Origin of the sequence: Pedomonas mirosovicensis (genome assembly GCF_022569295.1) — a bacterium.
GTDB classification, from domain to species: Bacteria; Pseudomonadota; Alphaproteobacteria; order Sphingomonadales; family Sphingomonadaceae; genus Pedomonas; species Pedomonas mirosovicensis.
On record NZ_JAKFIA010000001.1, the window covers coordinates 417661 to 438050 of the forward strand.

At 65.6% G+C, this 20390-nt stretch carries 19 protein-coding genes and 1 pseudogene; 9 read left to right on the forward strand and 11 right to left on the reverse strand.

Features of this window, described 5'->3' with window-relative positions; all coding sequences use genetic code 11:
• Positions 1-182: 182 nt before the first annotated feature.
• The 3 genes from L0C21_RS01995 to L0C21_RS02005 are packed head-to-tail and all read right to left on the reverse strand — an operon-like array spanning position 183 to position 1874.
• Complete coding sequence (locus L0C21_RS01995) at positions 183-518, reverse strand: ArsC/Spx/MgsR family protein (protein WP_259276779.1); 336 nt, start codon at positions 516-518, stop codon at positions 183-185.
• The gene (locus tag L0C21_RS02000; protein ID WP_259276780.1) at positions 515-1165 is read right to left on the reverse strand and encodes a 3-oxoacid CoA-transferase subunit B; all 651 of its coding nucleotides are present in this window, start codon (positions 1163-1165) and stop codon (positions 515-517) included. Before L0C21_RS02000 ends, L0C21_RS01995 begins: the two co-directional genes overlap by 4 nt.
• 1 nt (position 1166) lies before the next feature.
• Positions 1167-1874 carry a CoA transferase subunit A gene (locus L0C21_RS02005; protein ID WP_259276781.1) on the reverse strand — a complete coding sequence of 236 codons (708 nt, stop codon included), beginning with the start codon at positions 1872-1874 and terminating at the stop codon, positions 1167-1169.
• A 121-nt stretch (positions 1875-1995) separates the two neighbouring features.
• Between L0C21_RS02005 and L0C21_RS02010 the strand changes: the two genes are divergently transcribed.
• From L0C21_RS02010 to L0C21_RS02020, 3 genes and pseudogenes are all read left to right on the forward strand, one after another.
• Positions 1996-2559, forward strand: coding sequence for an invasion associated locus B family protein (locus tag L0C21_RS02010; RefSeq protein WP_259276782.1), 564 nt, complete (start codon positions 1996-1998; stop codon positions 2557-2559).
• Positions 2560-2629: 70 nt separating this feature from the next.
• Positions 2630-3830 (forward strand): annotated as a pseudogene (rlmN, locus tag L0C21_RS02015) (dual-specificity RNA methyltransferase RlmN).
• Between the two features lie 28 nt (positions 3831-3858).
• On the forward strand, positions 3859-4713 hold the full coding sequence (locus tag L0C21_RS02020; RefSeq protein ID WP_259278791.1) for a diacylglycerol/lipid kinase family protein: 855 nt from the start codon (positions 3859-3861) through the stop codon (positions 4711-4713).
• On the opposite strand, the gene L0C21_RS02025 is transcribed toward L0C21_RS02020, so the two are convergent.
• A complete protein-coding gene (locus L0C21_RS02025) occupies positions 4691-5383 on the reverse strand; it encodes a 2OG-Fe(II) oxygenase (RefSeq protein WP_259276783.1) in 693 nt (230 codons plus the stop codon). The two genes, L0C21_RS02020 and L0C21_RS02025, sit on opposite strands and share 23 nt — an antisense overlap.
• A 166-nt stretch (positions 5384-5549) precedes the next feature.
• Here L0C21_RS02025 and L0C21_RS02030 point away from each other — a divergent pair, with 166 nt between their 5' ends.
• The 3 genes from L0C21_RS02030 to L0C21_RS02040 all read left to right on the forward strand — a co-directional run bounded on the left by L0C21_RS02030 (position 5550) and on the right by L0C21_RS02040 (position 9186).
• Positions 5550-6800 carry an SAM-dependent methyltransferase gene (locus L0C21_RS02030; RefSeq protein WP_259276784.1) on the forward strand — a complete coding sequence of 417 codons (1251 nt, stop codon included), beginning with the start codon at positions 5550-5552 and terminating at the stop codon, positions 6798-6800.
• Entirely contained in the window at positions 6770-7810 is a 1041-nt protein-coding gene (dmeF, locus tag L0C21_RS02035) for a CDF family Co(II)/Ni(II) efflux transporter DmeF (protein ID WP_259276785.1), read from the forward strand. The genes L0C21_RS02030 and dmeF overlap by 31 nt, the downstream gene beginning before the upstream one ends.
• 155 nt (positions 7811-7965) lie before the next feature.
• On the forward strand, positions 7966-9186 hold the full coding sequence (locus tag L0C21_RS02040) for an argininosuccinate synthase (RefSeq protein WP_259276786.1): 1221 nt from the start codon (positions 7966-7968) through the stop codon (positions 9184-9186).
• Positions 9187-9597: 411 nt separating this feature from the next.
• Here the strand turns inward: L0C21_RS02040 and L0C21_RS02045 are convergent, their stop codons facing one another.
• Genes L0C21_RS02045 through L0C21_RS02060 form a run of 4 tightly spaced genes read right to left on the reverse strand, consistent with a single transcriptional unit; the run spans position 9598 to position 11739 of the window.
• Positions 9598-10245 carry a MarC family protein gene (locus tag L0C21_RS02045; RefSeq protein ID WP_259278792.1) on the reverse strand — a complete coding sequence of 216 codons (648 nt, stop codon included), beginning with the start codon at positions 10243-10245 and terminating at the stop codon, positions 9598-9600.
• Complete coding sequence (gene folD, locus L0C21_RS02050; RefSeq protein ID WP_259276787.1) at positions 10245-11141, reverse strand: bifunctional methylenetetrahydrofolate dehydrogenase/methenyltetrahydrofolate cyclohydrolase FolD; 897 nt, start codon at positions 11139-11141, stop codon at positions 10245-10247. Before folD ends, L0C21_RS02045 begins: the two co-directional genes overlap by 1 nt.
• Positions 11138-11458, reverse strand: coding sequence for an ACR/YggU family protein (locus L0C21_RS02055; protein WP_259276788.1), 321 nt, complete (start codon positions 11456-11458; stop codon positions 11138-11140). The genes folD and L0C21_RS02055 overlap by 4 nt, the downstream gene beginning before the upstream one ends.
• 2 nt (positions 11459-11460) lie before the next feature.
• Positions 11461-11739, reverse strand: coding sequence for a YggT family protein (locus L0C21_RS02060; RefSeq protein WP_259276789.1), 279 nt, complete (start codon positions 11737-11739; stop codon positions 11461-11463).
• Between the two features lie 140 nt (positions 11740-11879).
• Between L0C21_RS02060 and L0C21_RS02065 the strand changes: the two genes are divergently transcribed.
• Positions 11880-14738: an SBBP repeat-containing protein gene (locus tag L0C21_RS02065; RefSeq protein WP_259276790.1), complete on the forward strand. Its 2859-nt coding sequence runs from the start codon at positions 11880-11882 to the stop codon at positions 14736-14738.
• Entirely contained in the window at positions 14738-15169 is a 432-nt protein-coding gene (locus L0C21_RS02070; RefSeq protein WP_259276791.1) for a hypothetical protein, read from the forward strand. Before L0C21_RS02065 ends, L0C21_RS02070 begins: the two co-directional genes overlap by 1 nt.
• A gap of 261 nt (positions 15170-15430) precedes the next feature.
• On the opposite strand, the gene L0C21_RS02075 is transcribed toward L0C21_RS02070, so the two are convergent.
• Positions 15431-16240, reverse strand: a complete 810-nt coding sequence (locus L0C21_RS02075) for a glucose 1-dehydrogenase (protein WP_259278793.1) — start codon at positions 16238-16240, stop codon at positions 15431-15433.
• Between the two features lie 532 nt (positions 16241-16772).
• Here L0C21_RS02075 and irrA point away from each other — a divergent pair.
• Complete coding sequence (irrA, locus tag L0C21_RS02080) at positions 16773-17219, forward strand: iron response transcriptional regulator IrrA (RefSeq protein ID WP_259276792.1); 447 nt, start codon at positions 16773-16775, stop codon at positions 17217-17219.
• A gap of 78 nt (positions 17220-17297) precedes the next feature.
• Here irrA and L0C21_RS02085 read toward each other — a convergent pair whose 3' ends face one another.
• Complete coding sequence (locus L0C21_RS02085; RefSeq protein ID WP_259276793.1) at positions 17298-18077, reverse strand: alpha/beta hydrolase; 780 nt, start codon at positions 18075-18077, stop codon at positions 17298-17300.
• 37 nt (positions 18078-18114) lie between these two features.
• Complete coding sequence (locus L0C21_RS02090; protein ID WP_259276794.1) at positions 18115-20379, reverse strand: NADP-dependent malic enzyme; 2265 nt, start codon at positions 20377-20379, stop codon at positions 18115-18117.
• Positions 20380-20390: the final 11 nt, after the last annotated feature.

Genomic DNA, 20390 nt, shown 5'->3' on the forward strand with positions numbered 1-20390 from the left:
GGGAACCCCGCGCGCCTCGCCCCGGCGCGATACTCGCTTGAGCGATTTTTAAGGAACGTCCGCGGCGCTCCTGATCCTTAAAAATCCAGCGCGCATCCCACGTCATGCCGGGCGCGGCCCGATAACCGAATGGGAGGTTGCAGGGGGCCGTCAAGGTCCCCCTGCAAAACACAGCCCGAAAGTTACAGCGTCTCCAGCACCGTCTCCGCCGGGCGGCCGACGCGCGCCATGCCGTTGCCGATGGCGACCGGCCGTTCGATAAGGCGCGGGTTGGCGGCAAGGGCGGCGAGCAGCGCATCGTCGCCAGCGCCCTTCAGCGCCGCGGCTTCCGGCTCCTTCCAGCGCACCAGCGATTGCGCGCCGCCCGGCAGCTGGGCGCTGACGGCCTTCAGCTCCTCAAGGCTTGGCGCGTCTTCGAGGTAAAGCCTAAGCGTGGGCTCCACGCCCTTGTCCTGCAGCATCTCAAGCGCCTTACGGGAGGTGCTGCACCGGGGATTGTGCCAGAGGGTAATGCTCATGCCATCTCCAAAGCCACCTCGAAGGCGGCGGTCGTCTTAGCCTTCACCTCGTCGACGGTGACGCCGGGGGCCAGTTCGACCAGTTGGAACGGCTGACCCTTGGCAGGCCGGTTGAACACAGCGATGTCTGTAATCAGCATATCGACCACGTCAACGCCGGTCAGCGGCAACTCGCACTGCGGCTTGAACTTGGCCGAGCCATCCTTGGCGGTGTGCTCCATGACGACGACGACCTTCTTGGCCCCCGCCACCAGGTCCATGGCCCCGCCCATGCCCTTCACCAGCTTGCCGGGCACCATCCAGTTGGCCAGATCCCCGTTCTCGGAGACTTCCATGGCGCCGAGGATGGTGAGGTCCACATGGCCGCCGCGGATCATGGCGAAGCTGTCGCTGGAGGAGAAGTAGGCGCTGTAGGGCAGTTCGGTGATGGTCTGCTTGCCGGCGTTGATGAGGTCCGGGTCTTCCTCGCCCTCGAAGGGGAAAGGCCCCATGCCCAGCATGCCGTTCTCCGACTGCAGCACCACGTGCATGCCGTGGGGAATGTGGTTGGCCACCAGCGTCGGAATGCCGATGCCGAGGTTGACGTAGAAGCCGTCCTTCAGTTCACGGGCGGCGCGGGCCGCCATCTCATCGCGTGTCCAGGCCATGTTATGCCACCTCCCGCTTGCGAACCGTGCGCTGCTCGATGCGCTTCTCGAAGTTCGTGCCCTTGATGATGCGCTGCACGAAGATGCCCGGCGTGTGGATGTGGTCCGGGTCGAGGCTGCCGACGGGAACCAGTTCCTCCACCTCGACAACCGTCACGCGGCCCGCCGTCGCCATCATCGGGTTGAAGTTGCGGGCGGTCTTGCGGAAGACGAGGTTGCCTTCCGTATCCGCCTTCCAGGCCTTGACGATAGCAAGATCGGCGACGAGCCCCGTCTCCATCACATATTTGCGGCCGTTGAACTCGCGGATTTCCTTGCCTTCCGAAACCATGGTGCCAACGCCCGTGGCGGTGAAGAAGGCCGGAATGCCCGCCCCGCCGGCGCGGATGCGCTCGGCGAGCGTCCCTTGCGGGTTGAACTCCAGCTCCAGCTCGCCCGAGAGGAACTGGCGCTCGAACTCCTTGTTCTCGCCCACATAAGACGAGATCATCTTCTTGATCTGGCGGGTCTTCAGCAGCAGCCCGAGGCCGAAGTCATCGACGCCCGCGTTGTTGGAGATGACCGTAAGACCCTTGACGCCGCTGTCGCGCAGGGCGGCGATGAGATGTTCAGGAATGCCGCACAGGCCGAAGCCGCCGGACATGACGGTCATCCCGTCGAAAAGCAGGCCCTCCAGGGCGGCGGCCGCATCCGAGTAGACTTTACTCATCTTCCCCCCTCCTTTATCGAATTTGGTTTAGCTGGAAGCGCGGAAACCGGTCAACAGCATGCAACACGAACCTGAACCGCGATTCAACTTTTTTCGCAAAACACGGGAAATGCTTGGCCGGATGCCCCATTTTCGTGCCCTTTTTGCACCACCTGCCCCCAACATGGTCGCCCTTGGCCTGACGGCTTGCGCGCTGCTGATGGCCGCGCCCACCGCCAAGGCCAAGGAGGCCATCGGCGCATATGGCGACTGGGCCGCCTTCCGCGACGAGGCGGAGGGCAAGTGCTACATCGTCAGCCCACCCAGCCAAACCCGCGCGAGCGCCCGGAACATCCGGCGCGGGGCGGCGGCGCTCAGCGTTGGCGTCTGGCCGGGCAAGAAGATTGACGGGCAGGTCTACGCCGAAGTTGGTTTCAACATGGACGCCGGCAAGCCCGTTACCCTCAAGGTGGGCTCGCGCAGCTTCACCCTCTTGCCGGACGGGGAGTCGGCCTGGGCGGAGAACGGCGGGGCGGACGAGACCATCGTCGGTGCCCTGCGCCGCGGCAGCACGGCGGAGGTGAGCAGCACCTCCACCCGCGGCACGCAGGTGACGGATCGCTACTCGCTGAAAGGCTTTTCCGCCGCGCTGGACGCCGCACGGAGGGCCTGCAGCGGTAAAAACGGCGCCAAAAACGGCGGGTGACACTGGTGAATCGGGATAGAATCGCTTAAATCAGCGCTTCAAGCCCCCAGACAAACGAAGAAGTAAAGCCATGCAGATCCCCGGCAACATCGACCCTGTGGTAGCCTCGCGCGCCCCCGTTCTCCGCGCCGACGGCCGCCGGGACGTGCTCGGCCTCGACCGGGACGAGCTGAAGGCCGCGCTCATCGAGGTGGGCGTGCCCGAGGGCCAGGCCCGCATGCGCGCTTCTCAAGTCTGGCACTGGGTCTACCACCGGGGCGTGACCGACTTTGCCGCCATGGCGAACATCGCCAAGGACGTGCGGGCGCTCCTGGCCGAGCACTTCGTCGTCGGCCGCCCGGAGGTGGTGACGGCGCAGGTGTCGACCGACGGCACCCGCAAGTGGCTGCTGCGCGCGCCCGATGGCAACGAGTTCGAGATGGTGTTCATTCCAGACGCCGACCGGGGCACGCTGTGCGTCTCCAGCCAGGTGGGCTGCACCCTCAACTGCCGCTTCTGCTACACCGGCACCATGAAGCTGGTGCGGAACCTGACGCCGGGCGAGATCGTGGGCCAGATCATGCTCGCCCGCGATGCGCTGGGCGAATGGCCCTCGGCGCAGGACGGCCGCCTGCTCACCAACATCGTGATGATGGGCATGGGCGAGCCGCTCTACAACTTCGACAACGTGAAGAAGGCGCTGAACATCGTCATGGACGAGGCGGGCATCCAGCTCTCCCGCCGCCGGATCACGCTTTCCACCTCGGGCGTCGTCCCCATGATGGCCCGCGCGGGCGAGGAAATCGGCGTCAACCTCGCCGTCTCGCTGCATGCCGTCACCAAGGACGTGCGGGACGAGATCGTGCCGCTCAACCGCAAGTACGGCATCGAGGAGCTGCTCGAGGCCTGCGCCGCCTACCCCGGCGCCAACAACGCCCGCCGCATCACCTTCGAATATGTGATGCTGAAGGACAAGAACGACCGGGACGAGGATGCCCACGAACTCGTCCGCCTGCTGCGGAAGTATAAGATTCCGGCCAAGGTGAACCTCATTCCGTTCAACCCGTGGCCGGGCTCTGCCTACGAATGCTCGGACTGGAAGCAAATCGAGCGCTTCTCCGACATCGTGTTCCGCGCCGGCATCTCCGCGCCCATCCGCACCCCGCGCGGGCGGGGACATCATGGCCGCCTGCGGCCAGCTGAAGTCGGAAAGCCAGAAGATCAGCCGCGCCGAGCTGGACCGCATCGCCGCCGAGAAGCAGGCCCAGATCATGGCTGAGGCGGGAGCCTGAGCTGAGGCCGCGCCCTCGCCTCCTCATCATCGCCAACCCCACGGCGGGCGCCGGGCTTGGCCCTGCCAGCCGCATGGCAAGCATCCTGACGCGCCACGGCGCACAGGTTGAGCTCGCCCCGACCGAAGGCCCCGGCCACGCCACCGTGCTCGCCCGGCAGGCCGCCGCCTCCGGCGCCATCGACACGGTTGTCGCCTCCGGTGGCGACGGCACCTGCGGCGAGGTGATGGCCGGGCTGATCGGCTCGCCCGTTCCCATGGCCATCCTTCCCGCCGGCACGGCGAATGTCGCCGCCCTGTCGCTGGGCCTGCCCCGCGACGCCGATGCTCTGGCCCGCACCCTTCTCAGCGGCCCCGCCATCTCCTTCCGCCCGGCGCTCGCCAACGGCCAGCCGTTCCTGTGCGTGGCGAGCGTTGGCGTGGATGCGGAAGCCGTGCGCCGGGTGAGCCTGACGCTCAAACAGCGGGCCGGCAAGCTGGCCTATGCGATGGCCGGCATCTCCGCCCTGACCGAGCCGCCGCCGCGCCTTGAGGTGCATGCGGGCGGCCAGCATTTCGAGGCGGCGCAGGTTATCCTCTCGCGCGTGCCCTACTATGCCGGGCGCTTCCGCCTGTTTCCCGACGCCCTGCCGTTCGACAACAGGCTCAACGTGCTGGTCGTGCGCGCGGGCAGCCGGCTGGAGGTAACGCGCTTCGCCCTGGCGGCCGCGCTCGGCCGGCAGGGCGCCTTACGCGGCGTGCATCGCTTTGCCGCCGATCAGGCGCAGGTAAGGGCCAGTGGCCCCGTTCCGGCGCAGGTGGACGGGGATTTTCTGGGGATGACGCCCGTCACCTTCTCGCTGGCGCCAGAGCAGGTGCGGCTCAGGCGTCCGGCTGGGTTCTAAGCCAGCCAGTCACGGAGTAGCGCCTGGCCGGCGCGAACGGCGCGACCGCGCTGACCGAATGGGCCACCGGCACCTTGAAGATGTTGAGCACGTTGAATGCCGGCACCAGCCCGCGGGTGACGCCGCCCTTGTCGTCGTGAAACAGCAGGAGGCCGCCCCAGTCCGCCCGCCACTGGGGCGTCAGGTTCAGCACGTAGGCGGCCCGCCGGTGCTTGCCCGCCACGTCGTCGTTATGGGTGGTGAGGAAATGGCCGGGCCCATAGCGGCAGGCCTGTGCATCGGCAAAACAGATGTCGTCATCGCCGGTCAGGCGGCGGCCGATGTCCAGGAACGCCTCGGAGGTGACGAGCGCGCGCACGCTCTCCAGCACCGGGGCCGCGCCGGCCTCGATGGCGGGAATATGCTCGAAGATGTAGGCAAAGCCCTGCTGCGCCGCCGCATGCGCCTGGCCGGTCGCGAAGCCGAGGTCGCTGCCGGAGGGAACCGACCAGCTCTGCTTCCCCGCCCCGATGGACGTATGCCAGCCATCGAGCCCCGCCAGCATACGGTGCAGCGCCTCGGCATCCGCCCGCGCCAGGATGTTCGGGATCTGCACCCAGCCATGGGCATGGTAGTGGCTGGCAAGGCCAACCCAATCGAATGTACCGCGCAGTTTCAATGCCGTGACCATTTGCAATTCTTAGCGAACCATTGCAGCCTACCGCAATGGGCTAAGGTGTCGTGCGCGCCGCGCCCACAGGGCATGCGACAAAGCATCTTTGGGGTCGTCCCTTCGGGCAGCTGTGCTAAGTTAAGGGTCAGACTCTTTTGAGGTGCTAACAGGAAGGGGTTTTGCCATGGGCCCACTCTCGGCACTGTTGCGTCGGATTGTTCGCCACGGCGACCTCACGGTCATCGACGCCTCCGGCAAGCGCCACCGCTTCGGAGACGGCCAGGGCACGTCGTGCACCATCCGCTTTACGGACGGGCGGATTCCCTGGGCCATTTCCATGAACCCAACGCTGGGCACCGGCGAGGGCTACATGGACGGGCGCATCGTCATCGAGCAGGGCGACATCCTCGACCTGATCGACCTGTTCACCGGCAACCTTCACTGGCACCCGGACAACGAGCTTCGCAATCAGCTGAAGCGCGCGCCGCGCTGGTGGACCGCCCTCCAGCAATGGAACAACGAGCGCTCGGCGAAAAAGAACGTCGCCCACCACTACGACCTCTCCGGCAAGCTCTACGACCTGTTCCTCGACAAGGACCGGCAGTACAGCTGCGCCTACTTCCGCGACCCCGCCAACAGCCTCGACAAAGCCCAGCTGGACAAGAAGGCGCACATCGCCGCCAAGCTGCTCCTGGACAAGCCCGGCCTTTCGGTGCTGGACATCGGCTGCGGCTGGGGCGGCCTTGCGCTCTACCTGAACCAGGTGGCCTCTGCCCAGGTGATGGGCGTGACGCTTTCGGAAGAACAGCTGGCCGTCGCCCGCCAGCGGGCCGAGGCGGCGGGCGTCGCCGAGGAAGTCTCCTTCCATCTGCAGGATTACCGCACCGTCAACCGGAAGTTCGATCGCATCGTCTCGGTCGGCATGTTCGAGCACGTGGGCAGGCCGTACTACGATACTTATTTCGAGACCGCCTGCCGCCTGCTCAAGGACGACGGGGTGATGCTGCTGCACACCATCGGCCGGGCGGACGGGCCGGGCGTCACCGATCCTTGGACCCGCAAGTACATCTTCCCCGGCGGCTACTGCCCCGCTTTGTCGGAAATCACGCCCGCCATCGAGAGGGCCGGGCTCTACGTCACCGACGTCGAGGTGCTGCGCCTCCACTACATGCACACGCTCCAGCACTGGTACGACCGCACCAAGGCGAACAAGCAGGCCATCGTCGAGCTTTACGACGAACGGTTCTGGCGCATGTGGATGTTCTATCTTGCCGGCGCGTTATGTGCCTTTCGCCACAACGGGCATGTGGTATTCCAGATTCAGCTTGCCCGGCGGGTGGACACCGTTCCCCTCACCCGCGATTACATGGGACAGGCGGAAGCAAAACTGTTGTCGGCGGAGCCATGCCCCAAGGTCGCGTCACCCGTACCCTAGATATTTCCCAGGAACCGCACCCCGGCGCCTGGGAGAAGAACCACCATTTCCTGGCCAGCTCCCACGGCCGCAACGAGCGGCGGCTGTGGTCTGTGATCGCGCTGACCCTCGTGATGATGGTGGCGGAAATCGCTGGCGGCTACCTGTGGGGGTCGATGGCGCTGCTGGCCGATGGCTGGCACATGGCGAGCCATGCAGGCGCGCTCGGCATCTCGGCCCTCGCCTACATGATCGCCCGCAAGCACGTCCATAACCCGCGCTTCACGCTGGGCACCGGCAAGGTGGGAGACCTCGCCGCCTTCGCCAGCGCCGTGGCGCTGGGGCTGGTCGCCCTGCTGATCGCCCTTGAATCCATCGGCCGCCTGATCGAGCCGCAGCCCATCCGCTACGGCGAGGCCATCAGCGTGGCGATTCTCGGCCTCGCGGTGAACCTCGTCAGCGCCTGGCTGCTGCACGGCGGGCACGAGCACGGCCACAGCCACGGGCACCATCACGGGCACGATCATCACGACCACCATCACGATCACGGCCATGAGCACGATCATGCCCATCACGGGCACGAGGGGGGCGAGCACCACAAGGACCACAACATCACGGCAGCCTACGTCCATGTGCTGGCCGATGCCCTTACCTCGGTTCTGGCCATCGCCGCGCTGGTCGTCGGCATGACGGTGGGCTGGACCTGGCTGGACGCGCTGATCGGCCTCCTCGGCGCGGTGGTCATCGCCCGCTGGTCCTTCTCGCTGATGCGCTCGACGGCGGGCATCCTCCTCGACATGACGCCCGACCCGCACCTGGTGGAGCGGGCCCGCGCGGCGCTGGAAACCGAGGCCGACCACGTGACCGACCTGCACATCTGGCGGGTGGGACCGGGGCATCTGGCGGCCATGGCGACCATCGTTTCCACCAACCCCCAGCCTGCCTGTGCCTACCACGACCGGCTGAAGGCGCTCGGCCCCCAAGCGCATATGCTGTCGCATGTGACGGTTGAGGTCCATTCCTGCGCTTGACGCAGACCCCCTGCACCGTTACGCCGCGCCCTTGAGTGTTTTTCGGCAACCGGCAGTCGGGCTGCGGCTAAGAAAAATACCAATAACCAAATTCACTGGGGTGCGCTTTCAGCCGGGTTCGATGAAGCGCACTCCAGCCTCATGGAGGCTGCAACATGGCGCGCGACATCAAGAAAGTGGTTCTCGCCTATTCGGGCGGACTGGACACCTCGATCATCCTCAAGTGGCTTCAGACCGAGTACAACGCTGAGGTCATCACCTTCACGGCCGACCTCGGCCAGGGCGAGGAGCTGGAGCCGGCCCGCAAGAAGGCCGAACTCCTCGGCATCAAGCCGGAGAACATCTTCATCGAGGACCTGCGCGAAGAGTTCGTGCGCGACTACGTGTTCCCGATGATGCGCGCCAACGCCCTCTATGAAGGGCTGTACCTGCTCGGCACCTCCATCGCCCGCCCGCTGATCGCCAAGAAGCAGATCGAGATTGCCAAGCGCATGGGCGCGGACGCCGTCTGCCACGGCGCGACCGGCAAGGGCAACGACCAGGTGCGCTTCGAGCTGGGCTACTACGCGCTCGACCCCAACATCAAGGTGATCGCCCCTTGGCGCGAGTGGGACCTGACCTCCCGCACCAAGCTGCTGGAGTTCGCCGAGCAGAACCAGATCCCCATTGCCAAGGACAAGCGCGGCGAAGCCCCGTTCTCGGTGGACGCGAACCTGCTGCACACCTCCTCCGAGGGCAAGGTGCTGGAGGACCCGTGGGAAGAGGTGCCGGACTACGTCTACTCCCGCACGGTGAACCCGGAAGACGCGCCGGATGCGCCCACCTACATCACCATCGACTTCGAAAAGGGCGATGCGGTTGCGGTCGACGGCAAGGCCATGAGCCCGGCGACCCTGCTCGCCCACCTCAACGAACTGGGCCGCGTCAACGGCATCGGCCGGCTGGATCTGGTGGAAAACCGCTTCGTCGGCATGAAGTCCCGCGGCATGTATGAAACGCCGGGCGGCACCATCCTTCTGCAAGCCCACCGCGGCATCGAGCAGATCACGCTCGATCGCGGCGCGGCCCACCTGAAGGACCAGCTGATGCCGCAGTATGCCGAGCTGATCTACAACGGCTTCTGGTTCTCGCCGGAGCGCGAGATGCTCCAGGCCGCCATCGATCACAGCCAGGAAAACGTCACCGGCACCGTGCGCCTGAAGCTCTACAAGGGCTCGGTCAACGTCGTCGGCCGCAAGTCGCCGAAGTCGCTCTACAGCGACAAGATCGTCACCTTCGAGGAAGACGCCGGCGCCTACGATCAGCGCGACGCGCAAGGGTTCATCAAGCTGAACGCCCTTCGCCTGCGCCTGCTCGGCCAGCGCGGCTCGCTGTAAGGGGCTTTATGCAGGAGGGACGCTCAGGCAGTGCCTTCGCCCCTCCTGCATCTCCCACTCGTTAGAAAGGGCCGCGTCCGTCATACAGGGCGCGGCCCTTTTTCATGGCCAGAACCGAAGCGGGGCGAGACCCCGCCTTGGGATGCCCCGTAAAGCCCCGCAGAGGCCCCTTACAGCGCCAAAACAAACCTGCCCGCTACCACCCTAGCCGGAATAGGCAAAAACCTCTGTGCGGGCGTTTTAACCCCATTAGCGGCGATTTCGGATTATGTTAAGTTTGAGGACGGCTTTCAAACAGCACGAACCACGCGCCGCGTACCGATTGAGTGCCCGGAGCACGATCGTCTGAAAAGAATGGGAGGTGCAGGAGGGGCGAGCCCCTCCTGCTAACCTTTCCCTAGAAAAACCGCCTCAGAAGTTGAAGGCGTGCTTGATGCCGTCGAACACGAACTGGGCGGCGAGCGCGGCGAGGATGACGCCGAGCAGGCGGCTGATGACGGCGGAGACGGTTTTGCCCATCAGCTTCAGGAGCGGCCCGGCGGCCAGCAGCCCGAGGAAGGTGATGGCCAGCACGCAGGCCAGCGCCGCCAGCACGGCCGCCTGCGATTCCCAGCTGCCGCTGGCCCGCGACATCAGCAGCACGATGGAGGCGATGGAGCCTGGCCCCGCCAGCATGGGCATGGCCATGGGGAAGACAGAGATGTCTTCCTCCTCCAGCGGATGGTGCTTGTCCTCCGCCTCCTTCGCCACCTTCTCGGCGCGGCTTTCACGCCGTTCGGTGCGCTTCTCGAACACCATGTCGAGCGCGATGAGGAACAGGAGAACGCCGCCCGCCGTGCGGAAGGCGTCCATGCTGATGCCAAGCGCGCCCAAGAGCGGATCGCCCACGAAGGCGAAGGCGAGCAGCAGCATCCCGGCGATGAGCACGGAGCGGATCGCCATGGTCTTCTGGTGCGGGCGCGAGGTGCCTGCGGTGAGACTGGCGAAGATCGGCACGCAGCCCGGCGGATCGATGGCGACCAGCAGGGTGACGAACGCGGGAACGAAGATATCGAGGATCACAGCCCCTCCGGATCCGGCAGCCCGGCCTGACGGCAGGCCGCCACCGTGGCGTTACGCAGCAAGCAGGCGATGGTCATGGGGCCGACGCCGCCCGGAACCGGCGTGACGGCGCCCGCCACCTCGGCCACCTCGGCATAGTCCACGTCGCCCACCACGCGGGTTGCGCCCTCGCCCTTCTCGGGCGCGGGGATGCGGTTGATGCCCACGTCGATGACCGCTGCGCCCGGCTTGATCCAGTCGCCCTTCACCATGTTGGGCCGGCCGACCGCCGCCACCACGATGTCCGCCTGACGGACCACCGAGGGCAGGTCCTTCGTGCGCGAGTGGGCGATGGTGACGGTGCAGCTCTCGCCCAGCAGCAGCTGGGCCATGGGCTTGCCGACGATGTTGGAGCGGCCGATGACGACGGCGGTCTTGCCCGAAAGGTCGCCGAGCGTGTCCTTAAGGAGCATGAGGCACCCGAGCGGCGTGCAGGGCACCATGGCCGCCTGGCCGGTGGCGAGCCGCCCGGCGTTGATGACATGGAAGCCGTCCACATCCTTTGCCGGATCGATGGCGTTGATGACCGCCTCTTCCGAGATCTGCCTCGGCAGGGGCAGCTGGACGAGGATGCCATGCACCTTGGGGTCGTTGTTCAGCTGGTGGACAAGCGCCAGCAGCTCTTCCTGCGTCGTGGTCTCGGGCAGGCGGTGCTCGAAGCTCGCCATGCCCGCCTCGACGGTCTGCTTGGCCTTGGAGCGCACGTAGATTTCCGATGCCGGATCGGAGCCGACGAGAACCACCGCCAGGCCCGGCTGCAAGCCATGGCTGGCCATGAGGCCGCTCACGACAGTGGCAACGCGGCTCCGCAGACCGGCCGCGAACGCCTTGCCATCGATCACCTGTGCCGTCACGACGAACTCCTTTCCAACTCCGCGAAGCGGTCCTCGAGAGCCTTCATATCGCCCTCGATTAATAACAGTTTTTCCCGCGCCGTGTCGCCACGAAGCATGGACACGCGGGATTTTGAAACTTGAAACGTCTTGGCGATCAACGCCACAACCGCGGCATTGGCCGCACCTTCGGCCGGGGGCGCGGACACCTTGAGCGTGAGACGGCACTGGCCCGCCTCATCCCGGCTCGCCCCGGTGATCGCATCCCGCCCGCCCTTGGGCGTCACGCGCACCGAGACGCGCAGGCCAGCCTCCGACCGGGGCGCGGCGGCATTCATGCCTAGAAGAACAGCTCGGCCAGCAGGCGACGCACGAACTCGATGCCCAGCGCCACCACCAGCGGGGAGAAGTCCACGCCGCCGAGATCCGGCAGCACGCGGCGCACCGGACGGCACAGCGGCTCGACGATTCGGTTCAGCGTATGCAGGACGGTCCGCACGAAGGCGTTGTACGGATTGATGACGTTGAACGCGACCAGCCAGCTCGCCACGGCGCTGATGATGATGGCGAACAGCAGAAGCTTCAGGATCGTGTCGATAAGCCAGTAAAGCGCAAGCATCGCGGATTCCCCTGGGGCAGTTCCTCTCGCGGTGTAGCCGGTGAGGGCTCCCTCATCAACCCGATCGTCAACCCGGCGTCATGAGATTAACGACTTGGTAACGCCCTGTCGTACAGGGTGTGAACTGGAGGACGTGCGGCATGGCGATAAACCTTTTCGGCAGCACTTCGCAAAGCACCGGGTACAACATCATCCAGATGGACCTGTCGGTGCTGGCGACGCCTATCAACACGACATCCTCCGTTCAGGCGATGGTGGCGCAGAAGAACTTCACCACCCCGGCGGTGATCGCGCCGTGGAACAGCAATCCTGAGGGCGAAACCTCCACCGATGCCCTGATCCGCAAGGCGCTGGCCGCCAAGACGCTGTTCGACCGCAACGCCCCCGGCCTCAGCGACGCGGACGGCAACAAGGATCTGGAGAATCTGTTCGGCCTCTACCAGGCGCTGAACACCCTGTCGGCGCTGGCGGAGAAGGCTTCCTCCAAGACTATTTCCGACACCTACCGGAACCAGCTGAACGAGCGGTTCCAGGCGGGGCTGGCGGAGATCCAGTCCTATCTGGTGACCGCCCAGGACGATCAGGCCAAGATCCTGTTCGGCAAGAAGCAGTCCCAGATCGAAACCGTCACCATCCCCAAGACCCCCACCAAATATGAGGGGCTGGGTCTCGTCGCCGAGACATCCCTTGGCACGATCAGCGGGCTGGATGGCACCGAGAAGTTCACCATCAGCCTCAAAAACTCGACCCAGGCGGATACCTTCACCATCGACCTGTCGCAGATTCCGGGCAACATCTCGGTCCAGTCGGTCGTCAGCCTGATCAACAACCAGATCACCTCCAAGGTGCTGACCGACGCCAGCGGCAATCCGGTGACCAATTCGAGCGGCAACACCATCCCGCTCTTCGCCACCCGCGCCGAATCCTACAAGACGGAAGACGGCAAGTGGGGCATCCGCTTCACCAGCAGTTCCACCGAAACCATCACGCTCGGCGACCCGGCGGTCGGGTCCTCGCTCTACGTGGTGACCGGCAACCAGAAGAACAGCGATACCGCCGTTGGCGGCCTCAGGCGCATCGATGACGTGAACGGCGCGCTGACGGTGCCCTACTACGGCAACACCGTGGTGGCGGGCGTCGATACCGGCGCGACCGAGCTGGCCGAAGCGGTCGCCAAATCGGAAGACAAGACCGAGACCAAGACCGAGGACGGGGACGTGAGCGCCCCCGAGGACCATACGGTCTACGGCGCGACCACCGCCCGCTCGACGGCCGTCGACTCGCAGGGTTTCATCTACGTGGTCGGCTCCTCCACCGGCGACTTCGGCACCCAGCAGAACGACGGCGGCAACGGCCTCTTCCTCACCAAATACGCCCCCGATGGCTCGGTGGTCTATTCGCGGCTCGTCGCCGAGGGCGAAAGCGAGGGCTATGGCGTTACCGTCGATAAGGACGACAACGTCATCGTCACGGGCAGCACCACCGGCAAGCTGGGCCCCCGCGATGTCTTCTCGGGGCAGGACAGCTTCGTCTCCCGCTACTCCGCCGACGGCACGCTGGACTTCACCGTGCAGCTGGACGGCCTTGCGGTCGATGCCGCGACCGCCGTGACCACGGATGCCAACGGCGACATCTACATCGCGGGCAACGCCTCGATGGGCCCGGTGGTGAGCGGCCAGCAGTCCCTTGGCGGCGGCGACATCTTCGTCGCCAAGATCGACGCCGGCCCGCGCGTGGTGGAGGGTATTCCCAGCCGCCTCGTCTCCATCAACCAGTACGGCACCTCGGGCACGGACACGGTGGCGGACATCGCCATCGGCCCGGACGGCCAGCTGCTGGTGGCGGGCACCGAAAACGGCGAGGCCGTGGTCCGCAAGTTCGATACCGCCGACCTGACCAGCCAGCTGGACATGGTGAACCTGGGAGCCGCCAGCCTTTCCGGCATCACGGTCGATGAGACCACGGGCACGGTTGCGGTCGTCGGCAACACCACCACCGGCGTGCTGAACGCGGGCGCGGCGACGGGCACCTTCAACGGCGCGACCGACGGCTTCCTCGCCCGGCTGGACGGCGCGCTGACCGCGCAGGGGTACACCCTTCTCGGCACCACGGGCACCGAGAAGATCGGGGACGTGATCGCCAGCAACGGCGAGTTCTTCGTCACCGGCACCACTTCGGGCGTGATGGCGGGCACGGGCAAGAAGGGCTCGACGGACGCCTTCGTCTCGCGGCTCGATGCCGCCACGGGCGCCGTGGAAGCCACCACCCAGTTCGGCGCGCTGGAAACCGCGACCTCGGGCGTTGCCCTGGCATTGAACCCGACCGGCCACTCCAACACCCTGGAAAAGCTGGGCCTTCGCACTGGCGTGCTCAACCCGCAGCAATCGCAGGATCTGTTCAGCGCCACGGGCCTGAAGGCGGGCGACCACTTCTCCATCACCGTGGGCAACACCACCCGCAAGGTGACGGTGCAGGACGGTGACACCATGGAGCGGCTGGCCACGCGCATCCGCTCCACCTTCGGCACCGACATCTCCGTGACGGTGAGCACCCTCTCGGCAGGCACCAAGCTCCAGATCAAGACCAAATCGGGCAAGGAGATCACCTTCTCCGCCGGAGCCGAAGGGCAGGACGCCCTTGCCAAGCTGGGAATCGAGCCCGGCAAGCTCTACAGCACCCAGGTGCTCTATGGCGTCGGCGGGGAGGATGACGACAAGGACAAGGACAACTCCAGCAGCGCCCTGAAGCCTGGCGGCAGCTTCGCGCTGGATCTGGACCTCGGCCTTTCCATCAGCGACGAGAAGTCGGCCGAGTATGTCACCAACCTGATGAAGAACTCGGTGGAGACCATCAAGCGCGCCTATCGCTCGCTCTACTACGACCCGAACAAGGCGGCGATGGAAGAGCAGGCCAAGTATGCCGGCGCGGTTCCGGCCTATCTGACCAACAAGATCGCCAACTATCAGGACGCGCTCGCCCGACTGACCGGATCCTACTGATGCCTCGCCCCCGCCTCCTGCAACTGATGGCAACCCTCGCCTTGACGGCCTGCCTTGGCGCGCCCGTTGCCGCGCAGGCGGCCGAGGCCGGGGCGGAAGGCCAGCCCCTTTTCAATTTCGTGCGCTTCGAGCCGATCATCGTCACCATCTTCGACAGCAACCGCGCCACCGGCCTGATGTCGGTGACCGTGGCCCTGCAGGTGTCAACGCCCGAGGACAGGGAGGATATCGAAACGCGGCGGATGAAATACATCGACGCCTTCAACGCCGCCCTGATGCAGATGGGGCGGCTGCATGTCATGCCCAACCGGCCCCTCGACGTGAAGCTGCTCGCCAGCACGCTGGAGTCCACCGCCAATCGCATCCACGGCAAAGGCAAGGGCAAGGTGCACGCGCTCATCCTCGACGCCTCCACCCGCCCGCTGGGGTGAGCGGGCTCTTTCTGGTTTTTTAGGCCTGATTTTTTAGGGAAGTTTCTTTTTGCAAAGGGTCTTGGCCCCCTCTGCACTCCCTTATGTTTTTCGGGCCGCGTCTCGCGGAAGCGGTGGCCACCCGCCGGTCATGCCGGTGAGTTGCCGCACCCGAAAGAGGCGCGAAGCAACTGACCGGGTGCGTCCAGACAAAACGAATGGGGGATTCTAAGGGGGGCCCAAGACCCCCTTTGCTATGCCTTCTGCTTGTTTGCCTCCGCCTCACATCGCCGAGACACCGCCGTCGATGTACAGCTCCGCGCCGGTGACATAGCGAGCCTCATCCGAGCACAGGTAGACGGCGGCATGGGCCACGTCGTCCGGTTCGCCCACCCGGCCCATGGGGATCTGCCGGCCCAGCTTTTCAAGGAGCGCCTGCCGCTCGAGATCAGGCGCCATGCCATCGAGAATGGGCGTGTCGATGAAAGTGGGATGCACGGAGTTGCAGGTGATGGGATAGCGCGCCTTGGTACAGTGGAGCGCCACCGACTTGGTGAGGTGCCGCACCGCCGCCTTGGCCGAATTGTAGGCGGCAAGGTTGGCCGAGGCGATAACCCCGGCGATGGATGAAATGTTGAGGATGGAGCCGCGTCCACCCATAGCGCTTGCGGTGCGGTTGATGACCGGCAGGGCCAGCTTGCACCCCAAGAACACGCTGTCCAGGTCCACGGCGTGAACGCGCCGCCAGTCCTCCAGCGAGGTTTCCTCCACCGTGCCGTGGGCGCCGATGCCGGCGTTGTTCACCAGAATGTGCAGGCCGCCGAAGCGCCGCTCCGCCTCCGCCAGCGCGGCTTCCCACTGGGCGGGGTTGATGACATCGTGCTGGATGCCGGCGGCCGCGGGCCCCAGCGCTGCCGCCACCTTCTCCACCGCCGGGCCATTGATGTCGGTGAGCAGCACCCGCGCGCCCTCGCCCACGAAGCGGGTCGCCATGGCGCGCCCCAGCCCCGAGGCCGCGCCGGTGACGAGGGCGGTCTTGCCGGCCAGTCTTCCGTCCCCGCCCCTGTACCCGGATGTTCCGCCCGGCTGCATGGTCATCGCGCCTTCCTCCCTCTCCTCCGCCGGCAACCGGCCCCTTCCCCCTGGGTTTGTTCTCGAAATGAGTAGCGAGCGGCCGGCAGCGCCGCCAATCCCTCCCCCTGTTTCGGCGTGAATGGCAACGGGGGGCGGCCGGAGACGGCGGATGAAGGCTGAGGTTGCCTGTCCGGCTGTGAAGCGCAGAAATCTGCGGTTCTCCCCAGACACGAGGGCCGGCCGGGGCATTGAAGGAGCAGCCAAAACCCACCTGTTCAGGTGAGGGCTCCGGCAGAGAAACAAGTCAACGATAAGTTGTTTTGCAAAATATTTTTAATGTATGACTTAATGTGAAATTATTCTCCACACGACAAAATTATCAAGATGGATTCCATAAATAATATGCGTTTTTAATCCTTAAAGACTTTCTTGATTTACGTGTAAGAGGTCCATTTCTACGGACATAATACTTCAAATTAGTCTCTTCTACCTAGGAAGCCGGGCACCGCGATGCTATGTTCCCCACCATTGTTCACGTGGGAGATCGCGCATGGGGCGCATCAATACAGGTCGATCACAGCGCATACAGCCTCAGGCGGCCCTTGTGAGCCGACTGCGGGCTGCGGGCTTGCGGCCCACGCAGCAACGCATTGCCCTGGCCGCCCTGTTGTTTCAGGGGGAGCAGCCACGTCATGTTACCGCCGAACAACTGTTCGCCGGCGCGACGGCAGCGGGCGTGCCGATCTCGCTGGCAACGGTCTACAACACGTTGCGCCAGTTCACGGCGGCGGGACTGCTCCAGCAGGTGGTGCTGGAGGCGGGACGCTGCCATTTCGACACCAATGTGGAGCCGCACCAGCATGTCGTGATCGTGGACAGCACGGACATCCGCGACATTGACTCAAAAGAAATCGTATTTGCCCAGCTGCCGCCCCCGCCCGAGGGCACGCAGATCGAGCGGATCGACGTCATCATCCGCGTCAGGCCCGCGGCCTGACTGACGGGCCACGCCACGGCCGGGCTCATCCCCCCGGCCGGGCCGCCCTTCCTCACATCAACGTAAGGCTTGCCGGCCTCAGGCCGTTTGAAGGCTTGCCAGGAACGCGTCGATGAGGCCGGTCACCTTGTCGCGCACGGGCAGGTGGAACAGCCAGTGCCCGGTGTCGTCCAGCTCGCAGTACTGGACCGGCCGGGGCAACCGCCGCGCGGTCGCCCGCCCCACAGAGGCGGGCGTGATGCGATCCTGCGTGCCCACAACCACCAGACTGGGGCAGCGGATGTGGTCGTAATTCACCTTGGTCCGGCGGGCGAGGGAAACGGCACCGAAGGCGACCTCGGCCAGAACCTTGCCGGATTCATAGACCGCCTGCCCGTACTCCAGCTCGGCCACGTCGGCGGGCACGCCGTTGAACACGCCGTAGAACGCCACCTCGCGCGGCAGCGGCAGGGCTTCATCCCAGAAGCCCCAGCGGCTCATGATCGGCCAGCAGGTGCGGATGGGCCCCCACGCCAGCGGCAGGATGTCCGCCGACGGTCCGGGGGCGAGCAGCACCAGCCCCGCGGGGGAGAGCCGATCCGCCAGCATCTGGGCGATGAGGCCGCCAAGCGAATGGCCGATGAGCACCACCGGCCCTTCGATCTCGCGCAGGTCTGCCTCCAGCGCCGCCACATAGTCGGTGACGCTGAGATCGGCCAGCGCGGGCGGAACCGGATCGGAAGGGGAAATGTCATGGCCCGGCAGGGCCGGCGCCCTGGTCTGGTAGCCGTTCGCCTCGAAGTGCGCGCGAACGGCGTCCCAAATGCGGGGCTGCGCCCACATGCCATGGATAAAGTACAGCAACGGCTTTTCAGCCATGACAGTCCCCCTCTGACTCTCGTCTCCCCGTCCCGGCTCAGCGCAGGGCGCCTGCTGCTGCCAGCACCGCCATGTTGACCAGATCCGACGCGCTCGAGGTCATCGGCACGATCTGGATCGGCTTGGACATGCCGATGAGCAGCGGCCCGATCACGCCGCCGTTGATCTCCTTCAGGAGCTTGGCGGTGATATTGGCCGCATGCAACCCCGGCATGATAAGAACGTTGGCCGGGCCGGTGAGGCGGCTGAAGGGATAAAGGTTCTTCAGCTCGCGGTTGAGCGCCACGTCGGCCGACACCTCGCCCTCGTATTCGAAGCCCGGCTGGCGCGCATCAAGCAGCGCAACCGCCTCGCGCACCACCGACGGAATGTTGCCGCGCGGGTTGCCGAAGTTCGAATAGCTGAGGAACGCGACGCGCGGCTCGTGCCCGAGGCTGCGAACCACTTCGGCCGACTGGATGGCGATGTCCGCCAGCGTCTCCGGGTCCGGGCGCTCGTGCACGGTCGTATCGGCGATGAACAGGGTCTGGCTGCGGCCGACCACGATATGCATGCCGAACAGCGCGTGCTCCGGCTTGGGATCGATGGCCAGCAGCACCTTATCGAGGCTCTGGCGGAAGTGGCGGGTAACGCCGGTAATCATGGCGTCCGCGTGGCCCAGCGCGACGAGCAGCGAGGCGAAGACGTTGCGGTCCTGGTTCACCAGCCGCTGGCAGTCGCGCAGCAGGAAGCCCTTGCGCTGCAGGCGGCCGTAGAGAACCTCCACCATCTTCGCCGTGCCCGGCGTGACGCGGGCGTTGTAGATCTCGAACTCTTCCGGGTTCTCGACGCCCAGCGCCCGGAGGCCCGCTTCCACCTGCTCGGTGCGGCCCACCAGCAGCGGAATGCCATAGCCGCCATTCTTGAAGCTGATGGCGGCGCGCAGCACCTTCTCTTCCTCGGCTTCCGCGAACACCACCCGCTTCGGGTTCTGGCGGGCCAGATCAAAGCTGGTGTTCAAGACCGCCGTCGACGGGTTGAGTCGGGTTTTGAGCTCGGTGCGGTAGGCATCCATGTCGGTGATGGGCTTGCGGGCAACGCCCGAATCCATCGCCGCCTGCGCCACCCGGCTCGGCACCCACTCGATGAGGCGCGGGTCGAACGGCGCGGGGATGATGTACTTCGGCCCGAACGAGCGCCGGTCGCCGCCGTAGGCCGCCGCCACCTCGTCAGGCACGTCCTGCCGGGCCAGCTCCGCCAGCGCCTGGGCCGCCGCAATCTTCATCTCTTCGTTGATGGTGGTGGCGCGCACATCAAGCGCCCCGCGGAAGAGATAGGGGAAGCAGAGAACGTTGTTAACCTGGTTCGGGTAGTCCGACCGGCCGGTGGCGACGATGGCATCGGCGCGCACCTCGGCCACTTCCTCCGGCGTGATCTCCGGGTCCGGGTTGGCCATGGCGAAGATGATGGGCTTGGCCGCCATGGTCTTCACCATCTCCTTCGTCACCGCGCCGGCGGCCGACAGCCCCAGGAACACATCCGCCCCCTTCAGGGCTTCCTCAAGGGTGCGGGCATCCGTCACGGTGGCGTGGGCCGCCTTCCACTGGTTCATGCCGTCCGTGCGGCCCTGGTAGATGACGCCCTTGCTGTCGCACATGATGACGTTGTTGTGCGGCACGCCCAGCGCCTTGGCGAGCTCGGTGCAGGCGATGGCGGCGGCGCCCGCGCCGTTCACCACCATCTTGATGTCCTTGATGCTCTTGCCGGTGATCTCCAGCGCGTTGATGAGGCCTGCCGCCGCAATGATGGCGGTGCCGTGCTGGTCGTCGTGGAACACCGGAATGTTCATCAGCTCCTTGAGGCGGCTTTCGATGATGAAGCACTCGGGGGCCTTGATATCCTCAAGGTTGATGCCGCCGAAGGAGGGCTCCAGCAGCTTCACCGCGTCGACGAAGGCGTCGGCGTCTTCCGTCGCCACCTCAAGGTCGATGGAATCGACGTCGGCGAAGCGCTTGAACAGCACCGCCTTGCCTTCCATCACCGGCTTGGACGCCAGCGCGCCCAGGTTGCCAAGGCCCAGAATGGCCGTGCCGTTGGAAATGACTGCCACCAGGTTGCCCTTGGCGGTATAGTCGTATGCCGTGGACGGTTCGGCAGCGATGGCCTTGACCGGAACCGCAACGCCGGGAGAATAGGCAAGGCTCAGGTCGCGCTGCGTCGCCATGGGCTTGGAGGCTACGATCTCGATCTTGCCCGGCCGCTTGGCCGAATGGAACAGCAGCGCCTCTTGGTCACTGAACTGCACGTCCTTATTGCCTGCCATTCCCTCTCCCT